The organism is Cognatiluteimonas lumbrici, from assembly GCF_006476065.1.
GTDB classification, from domain to species: domain Bacteria; phylum Pseudomonadota; class Gammaproteobacteria; order Xanthomonadales; family Xanthomonadaceae; genus Cognatiluteimonas; species Cognatiluteimonas lumbrici.
Genome location: NZ_ML636798.1, coordinates 1,611,280 through 1,632,535, shown reverse-complemented (window position 1 = coordinate 1,632,535; position 21,256 = coordinate 1,611,280). Strand labels below are relative to the sequence as shown.

19 protein-coding genes are annotated in these 21,256 nt (G+C 71.8%); 12 read left to right on the top strand and 7 right to left on the bottom strand.

Translation table 11 applies throughout. From position 1 onward, the window contains the following. Positions 1 to 60 precede the first annotated feature (60 nt). Complete coding sequence (locus E4F25_RS07900; RefSeq protein ID WP_140909612.1) at positions 61 to 693, top strand: DUF2239 family protein; 633 nt, start codon at positions 61 to 63, stop codon at positions 691 to 693. Between the two features lie 48 nt (positions 694 to 741). Here the strand turns inward: E4F25_RS07900 and E4F25_RS07895 are convergent, their stop codons facing one another. After that, on the bottom strand, positions 742 to 1,770 hold the full coding sequence (locus E4F25_RS07895; protein ID WP_140909611.1) for a CorA family divalent cation transporter: 1,029 nt from the start codon (positions 1,768 to 1,770) through the stop codon (positions 742 to 744). 80 nt (positions 1,771 to 1,850) lie between these two features. Between E4F25_RS07895 and E4F25_RS07890 the strand changes: the two genes are divergently transcribed. Beyond that, complete coding sequence (locus E4F25_RS07890) at positions 1,851 to 3,020, top strand: DNA topoisomerase IB (protein ID WP_140909610.1); 1,170 nt, start codon at positions 1,851 to 1,853, stop codon at positions 3,018 to 3,020. Here the strand turns inward: E4F25_RS07890 and E4F25_RS07885 are convergent. Genes E4F25_RS07885 through E4F25_RS07875 form a run of 3 tightly spaced genes read right to left on the bottom strand, consistent with a single transcriptional unit; the run spans position 2,923 to position 4,092 of the window. Continuing rightward, positions 2,923 to 3,351 (bottom strand): barstar family protein, encoded by a 429-nt coding sequence (locus tag E4F25_RS07885; RefSeq protein ID WP_220433199.1) that lies wholly within the window; start codon positions 3,349 to 3,351, stop codon positions 2,923 to 2,925. The genes E4F25_RS07890 and E4F25_RS07885 overlap by 98 nt on opposite strands. Continuing rightward, positions 3,348 to 3,776 (bottom strand): guanyl-specific ribonuclease, encoded by a 429-nt coding sequence (locus E4F25_RS07880; RefSeq protein ID WP_140909609.1) that lies wholly within the window; start codon positions 3,774 to 3,776, stop codon positions 3,348 to 3,350. Before E4F25_RS07880 ends, E4F25_RS07885 begins: the two co-directional genes overlap by 4 nt. A 10-nt stretch (positions 3,777 to 3,786) precedes the next feature. Further along, on the bottom strand, positions 3,787 to 4,092 hold the full coding sequence (locus E4F25_RS07875; protein WP_140909608.1) for an I78 family peptidase inhibitor: 306 nt from the start codon (positions 4,090 to 4,092) through the stop codon (positions 3,787 to 3,789). Between the two features lie 91 nt (positions 4,093 to 4,183). On the opposite strand from E4F25_RS07875, the gene E4F25_RS07870 reads away from it, so the two are divergent. Then, the gene (locus E4F25_RS07870) at positions 4,184 to 5,695 is read left to right on the top strand and encodes an acetyl-CoA hydrolase/transferase family protein (protein ID WP_140909607.1); all 1,512 of its coding nucleotides are present in this window, start codon (positions 4,184 to 4,186) and stop codon (positions 5,693 to 5,695) included. Positions 5,696 to 5,716: 21 nt separating this feature from the next. On the opposite strand, the gene E4F25_RS07865 is transcribed toward E4F25_RS07870, so the two are convergent. Both E4F25_RS07865 and E4F25_RS07860 read right to left on the bottom strand, forming a co-directional pair. Beyond that, entirely contained in the window at positions 5,717 to 6,646 is a 930-nt protein-coding gene (locus E4F25_RS07865) for a hypothetical protein (protein WP_140909606.1), read from the bottom strand. Between the two features lie 15 nt (positions 6,647 to 6,661). Beyond that, positions 6,662 to 8,875, bottom strand: coding sequence for a TonB-dependent hemoglobin/transferrin/lactoferrin family receptor (locus E4F25_RS07860; protein ID WP_140909605.1), 2,214 nt, complete (start codon positions 8,873 to 8,875; stop codon positions 6,662 to 6,664). Positions 8,876 to 8,931: 56 nt separating this feature from the next. Here E4F25_RS07860 and E4F25_RS07855 point away from each other — a divergent pair, with 56 nt between their 5' ends. Continuing rightward, positions 8,932 to 10,524, top strand: a complete 1,593-nt coding sequence (locus tag E4F25_RS07855) for a phospholipase D family protein (protein WP_140909604.1) — start codon at positions 8,932 to 8,934, stop codon at positions 10,522 to 10,524. Here E4F25_RS07855 and E4F25_RS07850 read toward each other — a convergent pair. Beyond that, positions 10,521 to 11,987: an MATE family efflux transporter gene (locus E4F25_RS07850; RefSeq protein WP_140909603.1), complete on the bottom strand. Its 1,467-nt coding sequence runs from the start codon at positions 11,985 to 11,987 to the stop codon at positions 10,521 to 10,523. The two genes, E4F25_RS07855 and E4F25_RS07850, sit on opposite strands and share 4 nt — an antisense overlap. 106 nt (positions 11,988 to 12,093) lie before the next feature. Between E4F25_RS07850 and E4F25_RS07845 the strand changes: the two genes are divergently transcribed. The 8 genes from E4F25_RS07845 (at position 12,094) to E4F25_RS07810 (ending at position 21,251) form a co-directional block, all read left to right on the top strand. Continuing rightward, positions 12,094 to 13,992: a M61 family metallopeptidase gene (locus E4F25_RS07845; protein ID WP_140909602.1), complete on the top strand. Its 1,899-nt coding sequence runs from the start codon at positions 12,094 to 12,096 to the stop codon at positions 13,990 to 13,992. Between the two features lie 198 nt (positions 13,993 to 14,190). Beyond that, entirely contained in the window at positions 14,191 to 14,955 is a 765-nt protein-coding gene (locus tag E4F25_RS07840; protein ID WP_140909601.1) for a L,D-transpeptidase family protein, read from the top strand. A gap of 118 nt (positions 14,956 to 15,073) precedes the next feature. Then, on the top strand, positions 15,074 to 15,925 hold the full coding sequence (locus E4F25_RS07835) for a murein L,D-transpeptidase catalytic domain family protein (RefSeq protein ID WP_220433198.1): 852 nt from the start codon (positions 15,074 to 15,076) through the stop codon (positions 15,923 to 15,925). 73 nt (positions 15,926 to 15,998) lie between these two features. Beyond that, on the top strand, positions 15,999 to 17,210 hold the full coding sequence (locus tag E4F25_RS07830; protein ID WP_140909600.1) for an EAL domain-containing response regulator: 1,212 nt from the start codon (positions 15,999 to 16,001) through the stop codon (positions 17,208 to 17,210). Positions 17,211 to 17,217: 7 nt separating this feature from the next. Next, positions 17,218 to 19,476: an ATP-binding protein gene (locus tag E4F25_RS07825; protein WP_140909599.1), complete on the top strand. Its 2,259-nt coding sequence runs from the start codon at positions 17,218 to 17,220 to the stop codon at positions 19,474 to 19,476. Positions 19,477 to 19,534: 58 nt separating this feature from the next. Further along, positions 19,535 to 20,170 (top strand): ParA family protein, encoded by a 636-nt coding sequence (locus E4F25_RS07820; RefSeq protein WP_140909598.1) that lies wholly within the window; start codon positions 19,535 to 19,537, stop codon positions 20,168 to 20,170. Between the two features lie 38 nt (positions 20,171 to 20,208). Beyond that, entirely contained in the window at positions 20,209 to 20,685 is a 477-nt protein-coding gene (locus E4F25_RS07815; protein WP_140909597.1) for a SixA phosphatase family protein, read from the top strand. Next, positions 20,682 to 21,251, top strand: a complete 570-nt coding sequence (locus E4F25_RS07810; protein ID WP_220433197.1) for a YceI family protein — start codon at positions 20,682 to 20,684, stop codon at positions 21,249 to 21,251. Before E4F25_RS07815 ends, E4F25_RS07810 begins: the two co-directional genes overlap by 4 nt. The last annotated feature ends 5 nt before the right edge of the window (positions 21,252 to 21,256 follow it).

Below are 21,256 nucleotides of genomic sequence, written 5' to 3'. Positions count from 1 at the left end.
GCTCCCACTGTCGCGGCGCCAGCGCCGCTCCTACACATCTGTCCGGGCATAATTCCGGGCATGCACGCATCCCATCCCGCATCCACCCGCTGCAGCGCCTTTGCCGGGCAGCGCCTGCTCGCCGCCGGCACCCTGCAGCACGTGGCGCTGGCCGCGCGCCAGGCGCTGGACTCCGATCCGGACGTCCAGATCCGCATCTTCGAGGACGCGGGCCAGCATCCGGTCGAGGTCAACCTGGGCGGGACCATGGCCGACCTCGTGCGGCGGCTCGCGGAACTGCCCGACACCATGGACGCGGTGCCGGACCCCGCGGTCGCCTCGGCCGAAGCAACGCCCTCCGACAAGCCGCGCGGGCGCGGCCGTCCAAGGCTCGGCGTGGTCGCGCGCGAGGTGACACTGCTGCCGCGCCACTGGCAATGGCTCAACGCGCAGCCGGGCGGCGCTTCGGTGGCGTTGCGCAAGCTGGTCGAGGCCGCGCGTCGCGACGCCGGCGAGGGCGACCGCCGCCGCGAGGGCCAGGAGGCGACCTACCGCTTCATCCTCGCGATGGCCGGCAATGCACCCGGCTTCGAGGAGGCGGCGCGCGCGCTGTTCGCGGGCGACATCACCCGTTTCGAGGATGCGATCGTCGCGTGGCCGCCGGACATCCGCGAGCACGCGACGATGCTGGCGGCGCGGGCGCTGCGCGATTGAGGTTGTGCGGGTTGTCGCGCTGCGTGGGTCGCGGCGCCAGCGCCGCTCCTACAGCCAGTTCTTCCAGCGCGCGACGACGATTCCGACTGCGGCTATCACGGCCATTCCGGCCACCGTCGCCCAGAAGCCGGCCGAGCCGCTCTCGAACAGCGGCGTGGTGAAGTTCATCCCGAGGGCGCCGACGATCACCGCCATCACCCCCGAGAGCACGGTGACGAAGGTCAGCACGCGCATGGTGGAATTGGTGCGCTGCGCGTTGCGGCTGGCGAACAGCTCGAAGCTGCCGACCACCAGGTCGCGCGCGTTCTCGACCGCGTCCATCGCCCGCTCGAAGCGCTTCTCGAGTGTGCGGAAGGCCGGGATCGGATCCTGCTCGTCGTCGTCGCTGCCGCCCGGGCGGAAGTCGGGACGCGCCAGCGCGCCGTAGACGTGCCGGTGCGGCGCCAGCATCCGCCGCAGCCGCGATGCCGCGCGGCGCAGGCGCGCGAGCTCCGGCAGGCACTCGTGGTACACGCGGCTCGACAGCACCGACACCTCGAGCCGGTCCACCGCCTCCTCGAAGTCCGATACCGCGTGCAGGTAGCTGTCCACCTGCCAGTCCAGCAGCGAGGCGGTGAAGTTCTCCGGGCGCAGGCTGCCCAGGCGGGTTTCGCCGTGCTCGCGCTGGTGCAGCTCGTCGAGGATCTTCAGCGGCCCGCGGTGCAGGCTGAGCACGAAGCGCCGACCGCAGGCGATCGCAAGGCCGCGCCCTTCGAAGCCGAGCTTGTCCTTGCCCTCGACCGCATTGACCGCGACCAGGAACCAGTCGCCGAAGTTGAGCAGTTGCGGCGTGCCGTTGAGCGCGTGCAGGGCGTCGCGGCCGTCCTGCAGGCCGAGCGCTTCGATCAGCCGCTCGAGGCAGGCCTCGGCCGCACCCTCGTCGGCATCCTCGTCCTGCAGGTCCACCCACAGCAGCTGGTGTTCTCCGAGCGCGCCGACGTCGATGTCGCCCTCGTCGAGGTCGCGGTCCTGCCCGTCGGCGTCGAACAGGGAGATGCGCAGCCAGGGCTGGCGGTCGGTGGGGGCTTGCTCGTCCATGCGCGTTCATCATGAACGGGAGCCGCGAAAGCCGGGTGAACCATGCATCGCGTTGACGCGCCGCTGCGGATGCTCCGCCGATGCCCAGCGATGCCGAGGCCACCGCCGCCCACGCCGGATTGCGCCACGTCACCGATGCCTCGCCGGGCATCCGGCGGCGGCGTGCCGGCAAGGGGTTCTCGTACCGCGACGACGCCGGCCGCGTGGTCCGCGACCGCGACACGCTCGCGCGCATCCGCGCGCTGGCGATCCCGCCCGCCTGGACCGACGTGTGGATCTGCGCCGACCCGCGCGGCCATCTGCAGGCCTGCGGGCGCGACGCGCGCGGCCGCAAGCAGTACCGCTACCACCCGCAGTGGAGCGCCGTGCGGGGCGACGGCAAGTTCAGCCGCGTGGTCGCGTTCGGCGAAGCGCTGCCGAAGCTGCGCCGGCGCATGCGCCAGGACCTCGCGTTGCCGGGTTTCCCGCGCGCCAAGGTGCTGGCGATCGTGGTCGCGCTGCTCGGCGAAACCCTGATCCGGGTCGGCAACCCGGAATACGCGCGCAGCAACCGGTCCTACGGTCTGACCACGCTGCGCAACCGCCACGTCGAGTTCGTGCGCGGCGGGCGTGCGCGCTTCCGCTTTCGCGGCAAGGCCGGCCAGACCCACGAGGTGGAACTCGACGACAAGCGCCTGGTGAAGCTGCTGCGCACCTGCCAGCAGCTCCCGGGGCAGTCGCTGTTCCAGTACCGCGACGACGACGGCACCCTGGTGCCGGTGGACTCGGGGGAGGTCAACGACTACCTGCGCGAGGCCACCGGCGACGCCTTCAGCGCCAAGGACTTCCGCACCTGGGGCGGCACGCTCGCGGCCTTCCAGCGGCTGGCGCGGACCACGCTGCCGTACCGCGCCGACGGCAGCCTCGCCGGCGAGCGCGCGCTGGCCGGGCTGGAGAAGGCGGTGGTCAAGGAGGTGGCTGCCGCGCTCGGCAACACGCCGACCGTCTGCCGCGGCTCCTACATCGACCCGGCGGTGTTCGCCGGCTGGCGCGACGGTTCGCTGCAGCGCGCGGCGGCGAAAGCGCGCGGCGAACGCCAGTGGGAAGCGGCGGCACTGCGCTTCCTGCGCAAGGCGCGGGCGCAGGCCAGGGCGAACGGCAAGACCAAGGCGCCTAGGCGGCGAACGGGTCGTCCACCAGCACCAGCGCCCAGAACGGCACGCGCTCGGCCTTCCAGCCCTCGGCAGCCTGCTCCAGGACTTCGAGCGTGATGTCGAAGCTCTCGCGGTCGGTGCGCCGCCAGGCATCGGTGCCGGTAAGCAGCAGCAGGTAACCGTCGGCCGGCATCCACGACAGGTCGGACAGGCAGTCGGCAAGCGCATCCCAGTTGTGGCCGAACCACTCCGGGAAGCGCAGCGCGCGCGCGAAGCGGCACAGCGCGTCGGCCTTGTCCTGGCACCCGGAGAAATCCACCGCCGCCGCGGCGAAGCCGAGCATCGCGGCGGCCTCGGCGTAGGCCTCCTGCTCGCGCTGGTCCACGAGGTAGGCGCCGGCCATCGCCGGATCGGCGAGCATCCCGCCCAGCGGCAGGCGCGCGCTCACGGCGCGCTCCATTCGAAGCGCCGGAAGCTGCGGTAGTGGTCGTCGGTGTAGAAGAACTCCGCCGGCGGGTCGCCGCCGGAGACGATCCGGCGCGCGCCGCGGTCGCGCGAGCCGGGCGTGTCGACCGTGTACTCGCGGTAGTAGCCGCGCGGGCGCTCGGGCAGCCGCCGCTCGCGGTTCTGGAACACGCCGCCATCCTGGCGGTACGGGTAGGGTCCGCCGGCGCGGATCAGCGCCAGCGTGTCGCGCGCTTCCGGCGGCAGCCAGGCGGGGGCGTGGTCGCGGATGGCCGCTGGCGCCTCGCTGGGCGCGGCAGGTCCGTGCACCGGTGCCGATGCCGGCGCCGGCTCGGGCGACTGCTGCCGGCTCCAGCCCCACGCGACCAGCACGGCGAGCAGCAGCGCCGTCCATGCCCCCTTGCCCATGCGTTGTCCCCTAGCCGCAGCTCACGCCGACGATGGCGTTGCGCTCGTTGACCTTGATGTTCACCCGGTCGCCACGATAGTCCATCGTGACCGCCTGGCCGGGATGGATCACGCGCACGGTATTGCTGCGGGTGTCTACGCGCACCTGCTCGACGACCTCGTCGGTGGGCGCGCGCCCGACCGCCCAGGCGCCGGCGCCGGCCACGCACTGGGTCTGGATCGGCACGTTCGGGGGCGGTGGCATCTGCGAGGCGCAGGCGGCGACGCCGAGGAACACGACGGCCACGAGCGCCGACTGACGAACGGTCCTGTCCATGGGAGTTCTCCGTGCGGAACAATGCGTTCCCGCGAGGATCGCGCGAAGCCCGTGTTCCGGCCGTTAAGGTGGCTGGATGAAGGAGCCTTCCATGACCCAGCGCATCCGCCATCCCGGGTTGGCCGGGAAGCTGGCCACCGCGGCCGGGGCCGCGGCCCACATCCGTCCCGGCGACACCGTGGCCATGAGCGGCTTCACCGGTGCCGGCTACCCCAAGGCGGTGCCGCAGGCGCTGGCCGAGCGCATGGAGCGGGCCCACGCCGCCGGCGATCCCTTCCGCGTGAAGGTGCTGACCGGCGCCTCCACCGCACCCGAGCTCGACGGCGCCCTGGCCAAGGTCGACGGCATGGAGCTGCGCATGCCCTACCAGTCGGACCCGGAGGTGCGCAGCCGGATCAACGCCGGCCGGCTCGAATACATCGACATCCACCTCAGCCACGTCGCCCAGCACACCTGGTTCGGCTTCTTCGGCGACATCGACGTCGCGCTGGTGGAAGTGTCCGCGATCAACGAGGACGGCACCCTGGTGCCGTCGTCCTCGGTCGGCAACAACAAGACCTGGCTGGAGCTCGCCGACCGCGTGATCCTGGAGGTCAACCGCTGGCAGCCGGACGCGCTCGACGGCATGCACGACATTTACTACGGCACCGCGCTGCCGCCGGATCGCCAGCCGATCCCGCTGGTGCGCGCCGACCAGCGCATCGGCGAGCCCTACCTGCGCGTGGACCCGGCCAAGGTCGTCGCCGTGGTCGAGACCGACGCACCCGACCGCAACAGCGCGTTCAGCGCGCCGGACGAAAGCTCGCGCAGGATCGCCGGGCACCTGCTCGAGTTCCTCGCGCACGAGCGCAGGAAGGGCCGCCTCGGCGACCGCCTGCTCCCACTGCAGTCGGGCGTCGGCAACATCGCCAACGCGGTGCTCGCGGGCCTGGCCGAGGGCGGCTACCGCGACCTCGAGGCCTATACCGAGGTGATCCAGGACGGCATGCTGCGCCTGCTGCGCGACGGCGTGCTGCGCATGGCCTCGGCGACCTCGTTCTCGCTCAGCCCGGACGGCATCGCCGAGTTCAACGACAACGTGGACTTCTACCGCGAGCGCATCCTGCTGCGCCCGCAGGAGATCTCCAACCATCCGGAACTGATCCGCCGGCTCGGCTGCATCGCCATGAACGGCATGATCGAGGCCGACCTGTACGGCAACGTCAACAGCACCCACGTCGCCGGCAGCCGGATCATGAACGGCATCGGCGGCAGCGGCGACTTCGCGCGCAACGGCTATCTGTCGGTGTTCCTGGCGCCGAGCCTGGCCAAGGGCGGCGCGATCTCGACCATCGTGCCGATGGCCAGCCACGTGGACCACACCGAGCACGACGTGATGGTGCTGGTCACCGACCAGGGCCTGGCCGACCTGCGCGGACTGTCGCCAAAGCAAAGGGCGCGGCAGGTCATCGCCCACTGCGCCCATCCGGATTACAGGCCGATGCTGCAGGACTACTTCGAACGCGCCAGCGCCGAAGGCTTCGGGCGGCACACGCCGCACCTGCTGGGCGAAGCGCTGTCCTGGCACCAGCGCTTCATCGAGACCGGCAGCATGCGCGGCTGAGGCCGCGCGCTGCGCACGGGCTTACTCCGCCAGCTCGGCGCGCAGCGCCGCGGCCTCGCGGCGCACCCACTCGGCCACCGCCGGGTGCGGCACCAGGCCGCGGCCGTCGGAGACGTAGTCGAGTCCGGCGAGCACCTTCTCGTAGGGGCCGAAGCCCTGCACCCGGAACGGGATCACGATGGCGCGGCCGCCGTCCCTGGCAGCCGCTTCGACGTAGGCGCGCACGCGCGCCTCGGCTTCCTTGCGCTTTTCCGGCCAGTCCTCGCGCAGGGTCTCGACCTGCACGTGGCGGAAGCCGAGCGCGCGCACCAGGTCCGCACGCTCGTCGAGCTGCGCCTTCCAGCGCGCGTCCTCGTCGTCGTCGGCCGGGCCGTGGGCGAGGATCAGCACGCTCTCGCTGGCCGGGTCGGTGGCCAGCGCCTCGGCACGGGTCGCCAGCACCTGGCCCATCTCCGGCGCGTCCATCAGTCCGTCCTTGCTGATCGCGAAGCTGGCGTCGGCGTCGAGTTGCCAGAACTCCATCGAATGCCCACCGTGGCTGCCGTTGCCGCCGCCATGGCCGTGGTGCCCGGCGTGCGGATCGGGCGCTGGTGGCGCCGGCGCGCCCGGCTCGAGCCCGAGGATCTGGCGGGTGCGGTCGTACCAGCTCTCGCCGCTCACGAACAGGCGGACGACGCCAATACGGTCGACGCCGCGCGCCTCCAGCTTGTCCACGGCGGCCTGCAGGCTGGCCGCATCGGCCATGCCCCAGGCGATCTCGAACGGCTGCTCGGCTTCCAGCGGCGCCAGCGCGGCGGCGACTTCCCGTTCCCAGTCGGGCTTGCCGCCGTGCGCCATCACCAGCACGCCGAAGTCGTTGCCGGTTGCCTCCGTGTCCGCGGGCGTCTCGGTGGCCTGCGCCGGCGCCACCAGCGCGGTGCTCGCGAGCAGTGCAAGCATGAGTGCCTTCATCTCGGGAATCTCCAGTTACCAGTCCAGGGTGATCGAGGCGGACAGCGCGCGCCCCGGTGCGGTGTAGCGGTCGATGGACGCGGTGCCGCTGCCCAGCGGGATGTCGCCGGCGGCCCAGTACTTACGGTCGGCCAGATTGGTGACCCCGACGTTCAGGCGCGCGCCCGGCGCCAGGCGCCAGTGTGCATACAGGTCGAGCACGCCGTAACCCGGGGCCCGGAACAGCGCCGGGTCCTCGAGCCGGTCGTTGCGCGCGGCGAAGCGCCCGGCCAGTTCCGCGCCCCAGCGCTCGCCGTCGTAAGCGAGGCCCAGGGAGGCGCTCGGCGGGTCGATCGATTCCAGCGGCGCGTCCGCGGTGCGATCCTCGCCGCGCGACCAGGCCGCGGCGCCGCGCAGGCGCCAGCCGTCGAGCGCCGTCGCCAGCTTGCCCAGGTCCACGCCGGCCTTGGCCTCGACACCGTGGATGCGGGCGTCGGCCACGTTCTGCGACTGGAACACCATCAGCCCCTGTTCGTTGAAGCCGGTGAACACGAACGACTCGATGAAGTCCTGGTAGCGGTTGTCGTAGGCGGCCACGCTGAAGTACGCGGCCGGCCCGGAGTAGCGCAGGCCGAGCTCGTAGCCGTCGCTGGTCTCGGGCTTGAGGTCGGGGTTGGCGATCGCGGTGTAGCCGAAGGCCAGGTTGGTCAGGCCGATGTTGACGTCGGCGTAGGGCGGCGCACGGAAGCCTCGCGCGTAGCCGCCGAACAGCGACCACTGCGGCGCGAAGTGCCACACCGCGCCGAGCTTGGGCGACACGCTGGTGCGCTTGAGCCCGGTGATCGCGATCCCGGGGTTGTCCCCTTCGAAGATCGCGTCCATCCGCGGCTCGAGCTCGTAGCGGTCCACGCGCACCGCCGGCACCAGCCGGAACCTGCCGTCGGCGAAGCCGATCTCGTCCTGCAGGTACGCGGCCGCGTTGGTGGTGCGGCTGAGCGGGAAGTCGCGCACCGGGAAGTCGTCCGGCGGCATGCTCGGGGTGCTCGCGCCGGTCAGCGGGAAGCTGCGCAGGCCGTCGCGGTACTGCTCGGTGGAGGTGCGCGCCAGGTCCAGGCCCCAGGCGAGGTCGTGGGTGATGGTGCCGCCCAGCGACTTGCGGAAGTTCGCCTGCAGGCCGGTCACGCGCTGGTCGAAGTGGAACCAGCGCTCGCGCACGTCGCTGAGCGTGGGCGCCGGCAGCGAGCGCTCCTCGAGCGTGTACTGGGTGGTGCGGCTGTCCTGCACGTAGGCCTGCCAGTCGATGGTGTCGACCAGGCCGCCGTCCAGGTCCAGCTCGTGCGAGAACGAGACCCGCGTGCGACGCTGCTCGTCGTGGGCGGCGACGCGCTCGTTGGTGGCGCCGGTCATCGGCTGCAGGCCGAGCGAGGTCAGCAGTTCGGTATCCGCGCGGTCCTCGGTGCCCTCGACGGTTAGCTTGAAGCGCTGGTGCCAGGACGGCTGGTGCACCAGCTTGGCGAGCACGCTGCGGCCGTCGTTGTCCTGCGGGTTGGGGCGGGTGCGCGCGCTGCCGGTGCCGCCGGCCTCGCCGCGGTTGTCGCGCTCGTGGCCCTGGCGGTAGCCGAGCGCCAGCAGGCCCGACCAGCGGTCGCCGCCGAAGGCGCCGGTGAAGCCGCCGAAACGGCCGTCGGATTCGCCGTCGTAGCCGAGCTTCAGCGCGTAGTGGCTGGTCTCGCCCGGATCCAGGTAGTCGGCCGGGTCCTTGGTCACGAACGACACCGTGCCGCCGAGCGCGTCGGAGCCGTACATCGAGCTGGTCGGGCCGCGCACCACCTCGACGCGCTTGAGCGTGTCCAGCTCCACGAAGTTGCGGTTGGCGTTGGAGAAGGCGCCGATCTCGAACGCGTCCGACACCGCGATGCCGTCGGTCTGGATGCGCACGCGGTTGCCGCCGAGGCCGCGGATGCGGATGTCGCCGATGCCGAAGCGGCCGAAGTTGTTGGTGACGGTGATGCCTGGCTCGTAGCGGAACAGGTCCTTGAGGTCCTGGACCAGCAGTTCGTCCATGCGCTCGCGGTCGATCTCGTCCACGGTGTTGGGGACGTCCACGATCGCGCGCGCGGTGCGGGTGGCGGTCACGACCACGCGGTCGAGCTGGCGCGTGTCGTCGGTGGGAGGGGTTTGTGCGGCGGCGGTGAACGCCGGGCAGGCGAGGGCGGCCAGCAGGGCCAGGGTCAGGGGGCGGGAAGTCATCGTGCGAATGATAATGATTATCATTCGAGGGTCAACAGTGCGGCATCCTTGGGGGCATGGGGACTCCGCGGCCGACCCAGACCGAAACCGCCGGACGCCGGCTGGCGCGGGCCTTTGCCGCCGCCGTCCTGGCGCTCGGGGCGCTTGCCGCCAGCGGCCTGCTGTTCAACGAGCACCTGGCGCCGCGCGCCAGCGGCCCGGTGTCGCGGGTGCTGCCGGTCGAGCGTGGCCAGACCGCGCTGGACCGGGAGCTGGAGCCGCTGCTGGCGCTGCGGCCCGGGCAGACCGGCGCGCTGCTGCTGGCGGACGGCCTCGATGCCTTCGCCGCGCGCGCCATGGCCGCGCAGAAGGCCGGCCGCAGCCTCGACCTGCAGTACTACATCTGGAAGGACGACCTCACCGGCCACCTGCTCGCGCGCGAGGCCTGGGCGGCGGCCGAGCGCGGCGTGCGCGTGCGCATCCTGCTCGACGACCTCAATGCCGCGGGCCTGGACCCGCAGTGGCTGGCGCTGGACGCGCATCCGCTGATCGAGCTGCGCCTGTACAACCCGTTCCGCAACCGCGAAGGCGCGTGGCGCATGCTCGAGCTGGTGCAGCGCGCCTTCAGCATCAACCACCGCATGCACAACAAGGCCTGGATCGCGGACGGACGGGTCGCGATCATCGGCGGCCGCAACATCGGCGAGGAGTACTTCTCGGCCGGCGCCGAGGTGAACTTCCGCGACCTCGACCTGCTGCTGTTCGGCCCGGCGGTGGCGCAGGCCGGCGAGATCTTCGACGCGTTCTGGAACAGCGCGGCCGCGGTGCCCATCGGCAACCTCGACGACACGCCCGGGGACGCCCTCGACCAGGTGATCGCGGCGTTCGAGGACGAGGCGCTGCAGGCGCGCGCGCAACCCTACCTGCAACGGGTGGCCGCCTCGCCCAACGTGCGCGACTACCTCGACCAGGCGCTCAGCCCGATCTGGACCGACCGGCTGGAGATCGTCTCCGACCCGCCGATGAAGCAGCACGACGACGCCCGCGAGGACTGGCTGGTCACGCGCCTGCTTGACACCCTGCGCGGCGCCCGCCACAAGGCGCTGCTGATCTCGCCCTACTTCGTGCCCGGCGTGGAGGGCACCGAGGGCCTCATCGGACTGGCGGCGGCCGGCGCGCAGGTGGGCGTGGTCACCAACTCGCTGGCGGCCAACGACGTGCCGGCGGTGCACAGCGGCTATGCCCGCTATCGCGAACCGCTGCTGCGCGGCGGCGTGCAGCTCCACGAGATGCGCGCGCGCGGCGCGGGCGGCATCGCCGGCGTGCTCGGCAGCAGCGGCGCCAGCCTGCATACCAAGGCCTTCGTGGTAGACGACGCGCGCGGCTTCGTCGGCTCGTTCAACCTCGACCCGCGCTCGGCCAACCTCAACACCGAGATGGGCGTGCTGTTCGACGACCCGGCCCTGGCCGCGGCGGTGCGCGACGAATACCTGCGGCTGGCGTCGCCGGAGCAGAGCTACTGGGTGTTCCTCGACCGCCAGGGCCGCGTGCGCTGGCTCGACCGCGCGCCGGCACCGCCGCGCGTGCTCGACACCGAGCCCGAGTCCGGCCCCGGCCGCCGCGCCCTCGCCCGCGTCCTGCAGGCCTTGCCGATCGAGTCGCAGCTCTAGCCGCGCACCGCGTCGCCGTCCTCCACCCGCGCGCCCGGATCGGCGACCGGCGCGGTGACGTGCGCGTGCACCTCGGCCGGGATCGCCACCTCGTCCGGGACGCTCGGCAGCATCCGCGCCTCGCGCCAGCGGCCCCAGCGGTAGTACGCCAGCGACAGCACCATGGACACGAATGCGCTGGCCGGGAAGCTCCACCAGATCGCGTCCACGCCCAGCGCCGGCTGCAGCCACTTCGCGAACGGCACCCGCACCGCCCACAGCGCGAAGCCGAGGATCAGTAGCGGCGGCACCACCGCGCCGGTCGAACGCACCACGCCGGCCACCACGAAGGTGACGCCGAAGAACAGGAACGACCACACCGCGATGTGGTTGAGGTGGCGCGCGGCCTCCAGCGCCGGGCTTGCCTCGGGCAGGAACCACGACAGCATGGTGCGGTCGAGCAGGACCAGCGGCGCGATCAGCGCGCCGGTGAGCAGGAAGTTGAACAGGATGCCGTGCCGGGTGGTGCCCTCGACCCGGTCCCACTGCCCCGCGCCGACGTTCTGCGCCGCCATCGACGAGCATGCCGCGCCGATCGCCATCGCCGGCATCTGCACGTAGGTCCACAACTGCAGCGCGGCGCCGTAAGCCGCGGTGGTATGGGTGCCGTACTGGTTGACCATCGCGATCATCGCGATCATCGCCAGCGAGATCAGCACCATCTGCAGGCCCATGGGCACGCCCTTGGCCACCATCGCGCGCACGATCGTCCAGTCGGGCCGGTACAGGTGGCGCTCGTGGCGGCTGATCCACAGCGGGTGCCTGCGCTGCCACAGCCACCACAGCATCGCCGGCAGCGCGATCGCGTTGGCCAGCAGCGTGGCCAGCGCGCTGCCGGCCACGCCCAGGCGCGGGAACGGCCCGAGCCCGAGCATCAGGATCGGCACCAGCGCGATGTCCAGCACCACCGCCACCAGCAGGAACACGAACGGCGTGCGGGTGTCGCCGGCGCCGCGCAGGATCGCCGACAGGAACGCGAACGCGTACAGCAGCGGCAACGCCGCGAAGATGATCTTCAGGTAGGCATCGGCCAGCGGCAGCGCGGCCGGCGGCGTCGCCATCCATTGCAGCACGCGGTGCGATACCAGCAGGCCGACGACCGCCAGCACCACCGACAGGGTGAAGAAGAACGTCGCCGCGCTGCCGATCACCTTGCGCGCGCCGGCGAGGTCGCGCCGCCCCATCGCCTGTCCGACCAGGATGGTCGAGGCCATGCCGAAGCCGAAGATCCCGCCGAGCAGGAAGAACATGATGTTGTTGGCGTTGGCGATCCCGGCCAGCGCCTCCTCGCCCAGGTAGCTGCCGACCCACATCGCGTTGATCGATCCGTTGAGCGACTGCAGCACGTTGCCGCCGAGGATCGGCAGCGCGAACACGAACAGGGTCGAGGCGATCGGCCCCGTGGTGAGGTCGCGCTGCTTCATCGCCGCAGCTTAACGGGCACTCCCGTCGCCGCCATGTCTTTTGGCAGGGGCAGGCCCGGGCGTGCCCGCTAGGATGGGGTGTTGCCTACATACCGGGGAGTTGCCGATGCCGCGTCGCCTGATCCTTGCCGCCCTCGCGCTGGCCGTGGCCGGCAGCCTGCACGCCGAAGTGCCGGCGCCGCGCGACGTGCCCTACGCCGCGGGCACGATCAAGCTGGAAGTGGACGCGACCAACCTGCCGCAGCGCATCTTCCGGGTGAAGCAGACCATCCCGGTGCAGCCGGGCCAGCTCCAGGGGGGCCAGCTGACCCTGCTGTACCCGATGTGGATCCCGGGCGGGCACACCCCGCGCGGCGACATCGACAAGATCGCCGGCATCGTGTTCACCGGCAACGGCCAGCGGCTGGAGTGGACGCGCGACACCGTCGAGGTCGCCGCGTTCCACGTCACCGTGCCCGAGGGCGTGTCCGAGATCACCGCGGAGTTCGACTACCTGACCCCGACCGACCGCTCGCAGGGGCGGATCGTGATGACGCCGGAGATGCTCAACCTGCAGTTCATCTCGACCGTGCTGTACCCGGCCGGCCACTACGCCAGCCAGGTCACCTTCGACCCGGTCGTGACCTACCCGGCGGGCTGGACCGCGTTCACCGCGCTGCACGTCGAAAGCAGCAGCGGCAACACCGTGGACTACGAGGACGTGCCGCTGGACATCCTCGCCGATTCGCCGGTGTTCGCCGGCCGCCACGCGAAGCAGATCGACCTGACCCCGAAGGGCAGCAAGGTCCCGGTGCGCCTGGGCGTGGTCGCGGACGCGGCGAAGTACCTGGAGGCGAAGCCGGAGCAGGTACGGCAACATCGGAAGATGGTCGAGCAGGCGCTGAAGCTGTTCGGCGCGCAGCACTACGACCACTACCAGTTCCTGTTCTCGCTGTCCGGGAAGATGAGCGGCATCGGCCTGGAGCACCAGCGCTCCAGCGAGAACGGGGTCGGCACCGGCTACTTCACCGACTGGAAGGAGAAGGCCGGCTTCACCGACCTGCTGGCGCACGAGTTCACCCACTCCTGGAACGGCAAGTACCGCCGCCCGGCCGACCTGTGGACCCCGAACTACAACGTGCCGATGCAGGACAGCCTGCTGTGGGTGTACGAGGGCCAGACCCAGTACTGGGGCAACGTGCTCGCGGCGCGCAGTGGCATGCGTCCGCAGCAGGCCTCGCTGGACGCGCTGGCGCTGGTCGCGGCGACCTACGCCGACAACCGCCCGGGCCTGTCCTGGCGCAACGTGCAGGACACCACCAACGATCCGATCATCGCCGCGCGCGCGCCGCGTGCGTACCGCAACTACCAGATGAGCGAGGACTACTACCGCGCCGGCCAGCTGGTGTGGCTGGAGGTGGACGCGCTGATCCGCGCGAAGACCAGCGACCGCAAGTCGCTCGACGATTTCGCCAGGGCGTTCTTCGGCATCAACGACGGCGAGTGGAAGGTGCAGCGCACCTACACCTTCGAGGACGTGGTCGCCACGCTCGACGGCATCGTCGCGCACGACTGGGCCGGTTTCCTGCGCGAGCGCCTCGACGGCAAGGTCGGCCTGACCGGCGGCCTGGAGGCGGCCGGCTGGCGCCTGGTCTACAAGGACGAGCCGAACGCCTACGCCAAGGCCAACGGCGGCTCCGGCGGCGACTTCGTGTACTCGCTGGGGCTCTCGCTGGGCTCGGGCGGCGCGGTCAACGACGTGCGCTGGGACAGCCCGGCGTTCAATGCCGGCATCGGCACCGGCGCGACCATCGTCGCGGTCAACGGGCAGGCCTACGGCAAGGACGTGCTGGAGGATGCGGTCAAGGCGGCAAAGGGCGGCAACCAACCGATCGAACTGCTGGTGAAGTCCTTCGACCGCTACCGCACGGTGCCGGTGCACTGGCACGACGGGCTGCGCTATCCGCACCTGGAACGCATCCCCGGCACCCCCGACCGCCTCGCGAAGATCTTCACCCCCCTGTAGGACGGCGCTCCCCCTGTAGGAGCGGCGCTCGCGCCGCGACACGTTCAGCCCCCGTAGCGCTCCCGTTAATCGCGCGGAAGGATGTCTGCAGCGGCAGTGAAATCCGAACGCAATTTTTCGCTCTCCTGCGCGCCGGATTCACCTGCGCGCCAGTGAGTTCAAACGGGTCGTGATGCGCGTTCGCGTAGCGTCCGGTCCATGGACAGCAAACACGAAAAGCGCGGCAAGAACGACCGCAACAGGACCGCCCTCGCGATTGCATGTGCCGCCGCCATCCCGGCGCTCGGCACCTTGTTCGTCGCCTCGGCGGAAGGCCAACATCGCGAGGTCGCCGGACCGCCGGCAACGTCGCCCGCGACGGTCGAACCGGTCGCGGCCGAACCGCTGGTGCTCGTGCCCGACGACGGCGCCGGCACCGACGCCCCCGACGGCGCGCAGCGCTTCGAACTCCCGCTCAAGCCGGGCGAGTTCGAGTGGCATCCGGAAGCCTCGCCCGCCGGCGACGTGGTGATGCTGGTGAGCCTGCCGATGCAGGAGATCCATGTGTACAGGGGCGACGTGCGCATCGGCCGCGCCAGCATCAGCTCGGGCAAGGCTGGCCACGACACCCCGGTCGGCGCGTTCCCGATCCTGCAGAAGCGCAAGGTCCACCATTCCTCGCTGTACGACGACGCGCCGATGCCGTTCATGCAACGGCTGACCTGGGACGGCATCGCGCTGCACGCCGGCAAGAACCCGGGGTACCCGGCCTCGCACGGCTGCATCCGCCTGCCGCACGAGTTCGCGAAACTGCTGTTCGACGCCACCGACCACGGCCAGGTGGTGGTGGTCGCCGACTACACGATGTTCGGCGACGACGTGCTCTCGCCCGGACCGGTGGCGCCGCCGAAACTGCTCGCCGTCGCGCGCTCCGCGCTCGAGCCCGACGAGCACGCCGAGAGCCTCGCCAGCACCGGCGGTTAACGGCTTTTTTGCATGAACCTGAGCGTCGGCCAACACATGGCCGACGCGCGTCACGCTTGCCTCCGCGCGGCCGCCATGTTCAGTCACATGATGGACATGTGTCGGTATCGTGGAGGCCATGCGAAACCTTCACCTTGCCGTCACCGCCGCCCTCGCCCTCGCCGTGGGCGGATGCCATACCCCGGGCGACAGCCCCGAGGCCGCCAGCGTCGCCGCTTCGGTGGCCGAGGCCGTCGTGCCCGCCGCCCGGGCTGCCGCCCTGGACCCTCAGCCGCTGGCAACGCCCGCGCCCGGTCCGGTGCAGTCGCAGCTCGCGCTGCTGCGCGACCTCGCGCCCGGGGCCGATCCCGGCGTGCTCGCGCTGGCGCTGGAGGCGCGGCAGTGCGCGCTCGACCACGGCGACGTGTCCGCCGAGTCGCGCCTGGCCGTGATCGACTACAGCATGCCCTCCACCGAGCGCCGCATGTGGGTGTTCGACCTGGCCGACGCCGGCCAGCCCGACCTGCTGTACACCGAGTACGTCGCGCACGGCCAGGGCAGCGGCGGCAACATGGCCACCCGCTTCTCCAACCAGGAAGGCACGCACGCGACCAGCCTCGGCCTGTTCGTCACCGCCGAGACCTACTATGGCAGCAACGGCTACTCGCTGCGCATGGACGGCAAGGACCCGGGCTTCAACGACAATGCCCGCCGCCGCGCGATCGTGATCCACGGCGCCGACTACGTGAACCCTTCCGCGATCCCGGCGATGGGCCGCCTCGGCCGCAGCTGGGGCTGCCCGGCGCTGCGCCAGGACGTGGCGCGCGAGATGATCGACGTGCTCAAGGACGGCAACCTGGTGTTCTCGTACGCCGACGACGCGCGCTGGCTGGAGCAGGGCCGTTCGTTCGCCTGCGACGGCCGCGACGCCCGCCAGATCCTGGCCGCCGCGCGCGCGCCGGAGGGCAACCTGGTCGCCGCCGCGCCCTGACCCGCCCGCTCTGACCAGCATGTGCCGCCTGTGGTATACGCTGCAATGACAGCGGCGCATCGGGGGAGATGCGATGGGGCAGGCGCTGAACGTCGGGGAGCTCAAGGTCCTCGTGGTCGAGGACCACGGATTCCAGCGCAGGATGGCGCTGCGCATGCTGGCGGAACTGGGCGTCGAGCAGGTCTGGGAAGCGGCTGACGGCGCCGCCGCGCTGGGCGTGCTGCACGGCATGCCGGCGCTTCCTGACCTCGTGCTGGTGGACCTCGACATGCCGGGCATGGACGGGGTCGAATTCATCGGGCACATCGCCGAGCGGCACCTGGCCAAGGGGGTCGCGCTGGTCAGCGCGATGGACCAGGGACTGCTCAACGCGGTGCAGTCCATGGCCCGCGCCCACGGCCTGCGCGTGCTGGGGAGCATCGAGAAGCCGCTGAGCCTCGCCAAGCTGCGCAACCTGTTCGACGCGCTCGGCGAGCGCCATCCGGGCAGCGAGGACGAAGTCCCGGTGGACGTCAGCCGCGAGGAGATGCGCGAAGCGCTGCTGCACGACCAGCTGGTGGCGTGGTTCCAGCCGCAGGCGGAATGCACCAACGGCAAGGTGGTCGCGGTCGAGGCGCTGGTGCGCTGGCGCCGGCCCGACGGCCACGTCGTGCGCCCCGGCAACTTCATCCACCTGCTCGAGCGCGACGGCCACGGCCAGCGCCTGACCGACACCATGCTCGCGCAGGCCTGCCGCTGGAAGCGGCGCTGGGAAGACGACCACGGCCTGCGCCTGCAGGTGTCGGTCAACGTCAGCGCCGCGGCGCTGGCCGAGCCGGGCGCCGCCGACCACTACCACGCGCTGGTACGCGACCTCGGGGTGGAGCCGGCGGACCTGGTGCTGGAGATCACAGAAGGCTCGCTGGTGAGCGATGCCGCGCGCGGCCTGGGCGTGCTCGCGCGCCTGCGCCTGAAGGGCTTCGGCCTCGCCATCGACGACTTCGGCACCGGCTACTCCTCGCTCGCGCAGCTCTCGCAGATCCCCTTCACCGAGCTCAAGATCGACCAGGACTTCGTGTCGGGCGCGGGCAACGATCCGCGCAAGCGCGCGGTGATCGAGGCCAGCCTCGACCTGGCGCGCAAGCTGCAGCTGGAAGTGGTCGCCGAAGGCGTGGAGAGCCCGGAGGACTGGCAGCTGCTGGCCGAGCTCGGCTGCGGTTTCGCCCAGGGCTACCTGATCGGCGCGGCGGTGCCCGGCGAGGACCTGCCGGGCGCGATCTCGCGCTGGCGCCGGCCGGCCGCCTGACGCCGGCGTGGGCGAGGGACTGCCGAAACACAGCCTGCGCCGCCACATCCTGGCGCTGTTCGCGATGCTGCTGCTGGCCGGAACCACCGTGCTGGTGGTGGACGAATACGCCCAGTACCGCGCGCGCCAGTCGCTCGAGGCCCTCAACGCGCACTCGCTGGGGCGCCTGCGCGCGCTGAAGGCGGTCTCCGACGGCTACAACCTCGGCGTGGTCAACACCACCTTCAAGGTGCGCAACTACCTGATCGGCTGGGAGGAAGGCATCGCGGCGCTGGACGACGCGCAGCGCCGAATCGATCGCAACTGGCAGGAACTGCGCGAGATGCCGCACGTGCCGATGCAGCAGCCGCTGTTCGAGGCGACCGCCCTCGCCCGCGTCCGCGCCGACATCGCCGCCGCGCGCCTGCGCGCCATCCTCGAGCAGCAGGACATCGGCGCGCTGGGCCGCTTCGCCGACACCGAGCTGTATCCCGCGGTGGACCCGGTCGTCGCCGGACTGCAGCGCCTGAGCGACCAGGCCATGGTGCAGGCCGAAGACGTGGTCCAGGCCGACGTCCGCCGCGGTTGGACGACCAGCGTGCTGCGCATCGGCCTGTCCGCGCTGGCCTTCCTGGTCGCGGTGGTCGCGGGCTGGCGCGTCCTGCGCAACGCCCAGCGCCACGACGAGGCGCTGCGCGAGAGCGAGGCGCGCGCGCACGAGGCCAGCCGCGCCAAGAGTGCGTTCCTGGCGACCATGAGCCACGAGATCCGCACGCCGATGATCGGCGTCACCGGCATGATCGAGGTGCTCTCGCACACGCGCCTGGACGCGGAGCAGCGGCGTGCGCTGAACGTGATCGAATCCTCGGCCCAGGCCCTGCTGCACATCATCGGCGACATCCTCGACTTCTCGAAGATCGAGGCCGGGCGGCTGGAGCTGCGTCCGGAGCCGCTGCGCCTGGACCGGCTGCTGCGCGGCACCGTGGCCGGCTTCGCCGGTTCCGCCGCGAGCAAGGGGCTGGAGCTGGTGTGCAAGGTGGACGAGCGGATCGCGCCCGCCTACCAGGCCGATCCCGTGCGCCTGCGCCAGGTGCTGTCCAACTTCATCTCCAACGCGGTCAAGTTCACCGAGAGCGGCGGCGTGCGCGTGGCGCTGGAATGGCTCGGGCCTGCCGCCGGCGGCAGCAGCGACCTGCTGCGCTTCGAGGTCGCCGACACCGGCATCGGCATCGACCCGGATGCGCAGGCGCGACTGTTCCAGCCGTTCGAGCAGGCCGACGAGGACACCACCCGGCGCTTCGGCGGGACCGGGCTGGGGCTGGCGATCAGCCGCCGGCTCGCGCGGCTGATGGGCGGCGAGGTGACCCTGGACAGCCGGCCGGGGATCGGCACGACGTTGCGCATGGAGCTGGCACTGTCGCGCGCGCCGCTGTCCGCGGTCGCGCACGACCCGGCTGCCGCGGCACGCACTGCCGGGTTCGTCCCGCGCAGCCTGCCCAGCGTGGAGGAGGCCGAGCGCGAGCGCAGCCTGGTGCTGCTGGTGGACGACCATCCGACCAACCGCCTGGTGATCGCGCGCCAGCTTGCGCTGGCCGGCTTCGCCAGCGAAGCCGCGGCCGACGGCGAGCAGGGCCTGGCGCAGTGGCGCAGCGGCCGCTTCGCGCTGGTGCTCTCGGACGTGCACATGCCGGGCCTGGACGGGTACGCGCTGGCGCGGCGGATCCGCGACGAGGAACGGGACCGCGGCCTGCCGCGCACCCCGATCGTGGCGCTCACGGCCTCGGCGCTGAAGGGCGAGTCCGAGCGGTGCCTGGCCGCCGGCATGGACGACTACCTCGCCAAGCCGGTGTCCATCTCCGCGCTGGCCACGGCGCTGCAGCGCTGGCTGCCGCACGTGCCCGCCGCGGCCCCGGTGGAACCCGCGCAGCCCCTGCCGCAGCTCGAGCGCCCGCCGCCGCTGGACCCGGCCACGCTCGACGCGCTCACCGGCGGCAGCAAGGCCGAGGCGCGGCTGCTGCTGGACGACTTCCTGGCCAGCACCGCCCAGGACCTGGCCGCGCTGGAGGCGGCGCGCGGCGACGGCGAGCTCGGCGCGCTGGCGCGCGAGGCGCACAAGCTCAAGGGCGCGGCGCGCATGATCGGCGCGCTGGAGCTGGCCCAGGTCGCGGACGGGCTCGAGGCCGCCGCGCGCGCCGGCGACTGGCCCGGCGTCTCCGCGCTGGGCGCCGGCGTGGCCACCGCCGCCGAGCGCCTGCGCCTGCACGTGGAGCGACATTTCCCCGCTTGAATGGGGAGCCCGCCGGTGATGGTAGGCTTCGGCTTCGTGTCCATCGGCGGAGTAGCGGATGAAGACGATCCTCGTGGCCAGTTCCAAGGGCGGTGTCGGCAAGTCCACCATCGCAACACACCTGGCCGCGAACGCGGCCCTCGCCGGCCAGCGCACGGTGCTGGTGGACGCGGACCCGCAGCGCTCCGCCACCCGCTGGGCCGAGAAGCGCGCCGGCCTCGACAGCGCGGTGCTGCCGATGGACGGCAGCAAGGCCGCCCGCGGCTGGCAGCGCGAACTCCCCGAAGACACCCAGTACGTGGTGGTGGACGCCGCCGCCGGCGCCATGGCGCACGAGCTGATGCCGTTCCTGGAGCGCGCCGACGCCGTGGTGGTGCCGGTGCTGCCCTCGACCCTCGACATCGAGGCCACGGTGCCGTTCCTCGACACCCTGGCGAAGCTGGCGCGGGTGCGCCGCGGCGAGCTCCCGATCGGTCTGGTCGGCAACAAGCTGCGGCCCTGGACCAACGCCTCCCAGGGTTCGATCGACCTGTGGAAGCAGTGGCCCTACCCGCTGGTGGCGACCCTGCGCGACACCCAGGCCTATTCGGTCCTGACCGGGCTCGGCAAGAGCCTGTTCGACTACCAGTCGGCGCAGGTGCGCAATCACCAGGAGGACTGGCAGCCGCTGCTACGCTGGTTGCGCAAGGCCTGAGCCGCAGGCCGTCGGGACGCCGTCCATGCGTGAACCCAATGCGTGAATTGATCCTGCTGCGCCACGCCCACGCCGAGGCCGCGAGCGCCGGCCAGGCCGACCTCGACCGGCCGCTGTCGCCGGAAGGGCTGGCCGAAGCCGAGGCCGCGGGCCGCTGGCTGCTCGAGCACGGGCTGGTGCCCGACTGCGTGCTGTGCTCGCCGGCGCGGCGCACGCGCGAGACCTTGGAAGCGGTGCTCGATGTGATCGGCTACGTCGAGCAACGCCTCGAGCCGGCGATCTACGAGGCCACGCCGGGCGACCTGCTGGCGCTGGCCGAAGCGCAGGACGAGGCCGAACGGCTGCTGCTGGTCGGCCACAACCCCGGGCTGGAGCGCTTGCTGGCGCTCATGCACAGCGGCCAGTCCGGCGATTACCGCGGCATGCCGCCGGGAGCGATCGCGGTGCTGTCGCTGCCCGGGGACACGCCGTTCGAACCGGGCATCGCGAGCCTCGCCTCCTTCTGGTGGCCATGAACCCCCGCCGGCACGGTGTCGCCTGGCTGGCCGGGGCGGCGCTGCTTGCCGCGGCAGGGTGGGTGCTGGCGACCGACATCGACGCGCAGGCCTCGCGCGTGGGCTTCGAGCTGCGCACCCGCTGGGGCCAGGTGCTGCACGGCCGCTTCAGCGCCGTCGAAGGGCGCATCGAGACCCTGCCCGACGGTCGCCGCCGGGTCCACATGGCACTGGAGACCGCCGGCGTCGAGATCGCCGACCATCCCGGCTACACGCGCTTCGCGCGCGGCAGCGGCTTCTTCGACGTCGCCCACTGGCCGACGGTCGAATTCGTGTCGGAGCCGTATCCGCCGTCGCTGCTGAAGGAGGGTGGCGAGCTCGACGGCACGTTGACCATCCGCGGCATCTCCCGGCGCGAGACCTTCTTCGTGTCGCCGTCCGACTGCGCCCGCCCGGGCATCGACTGCGACGTGTTCGCCGGCGGGGCGGTCGACCGCAACCGCTACGACATGGGCCGCTGGCGCATCGCGATCCGCGACGAGGTGAACTTCTTCCTGCGCATCCGGCTGGCAGGGGGGTCGGCATGAAGCCC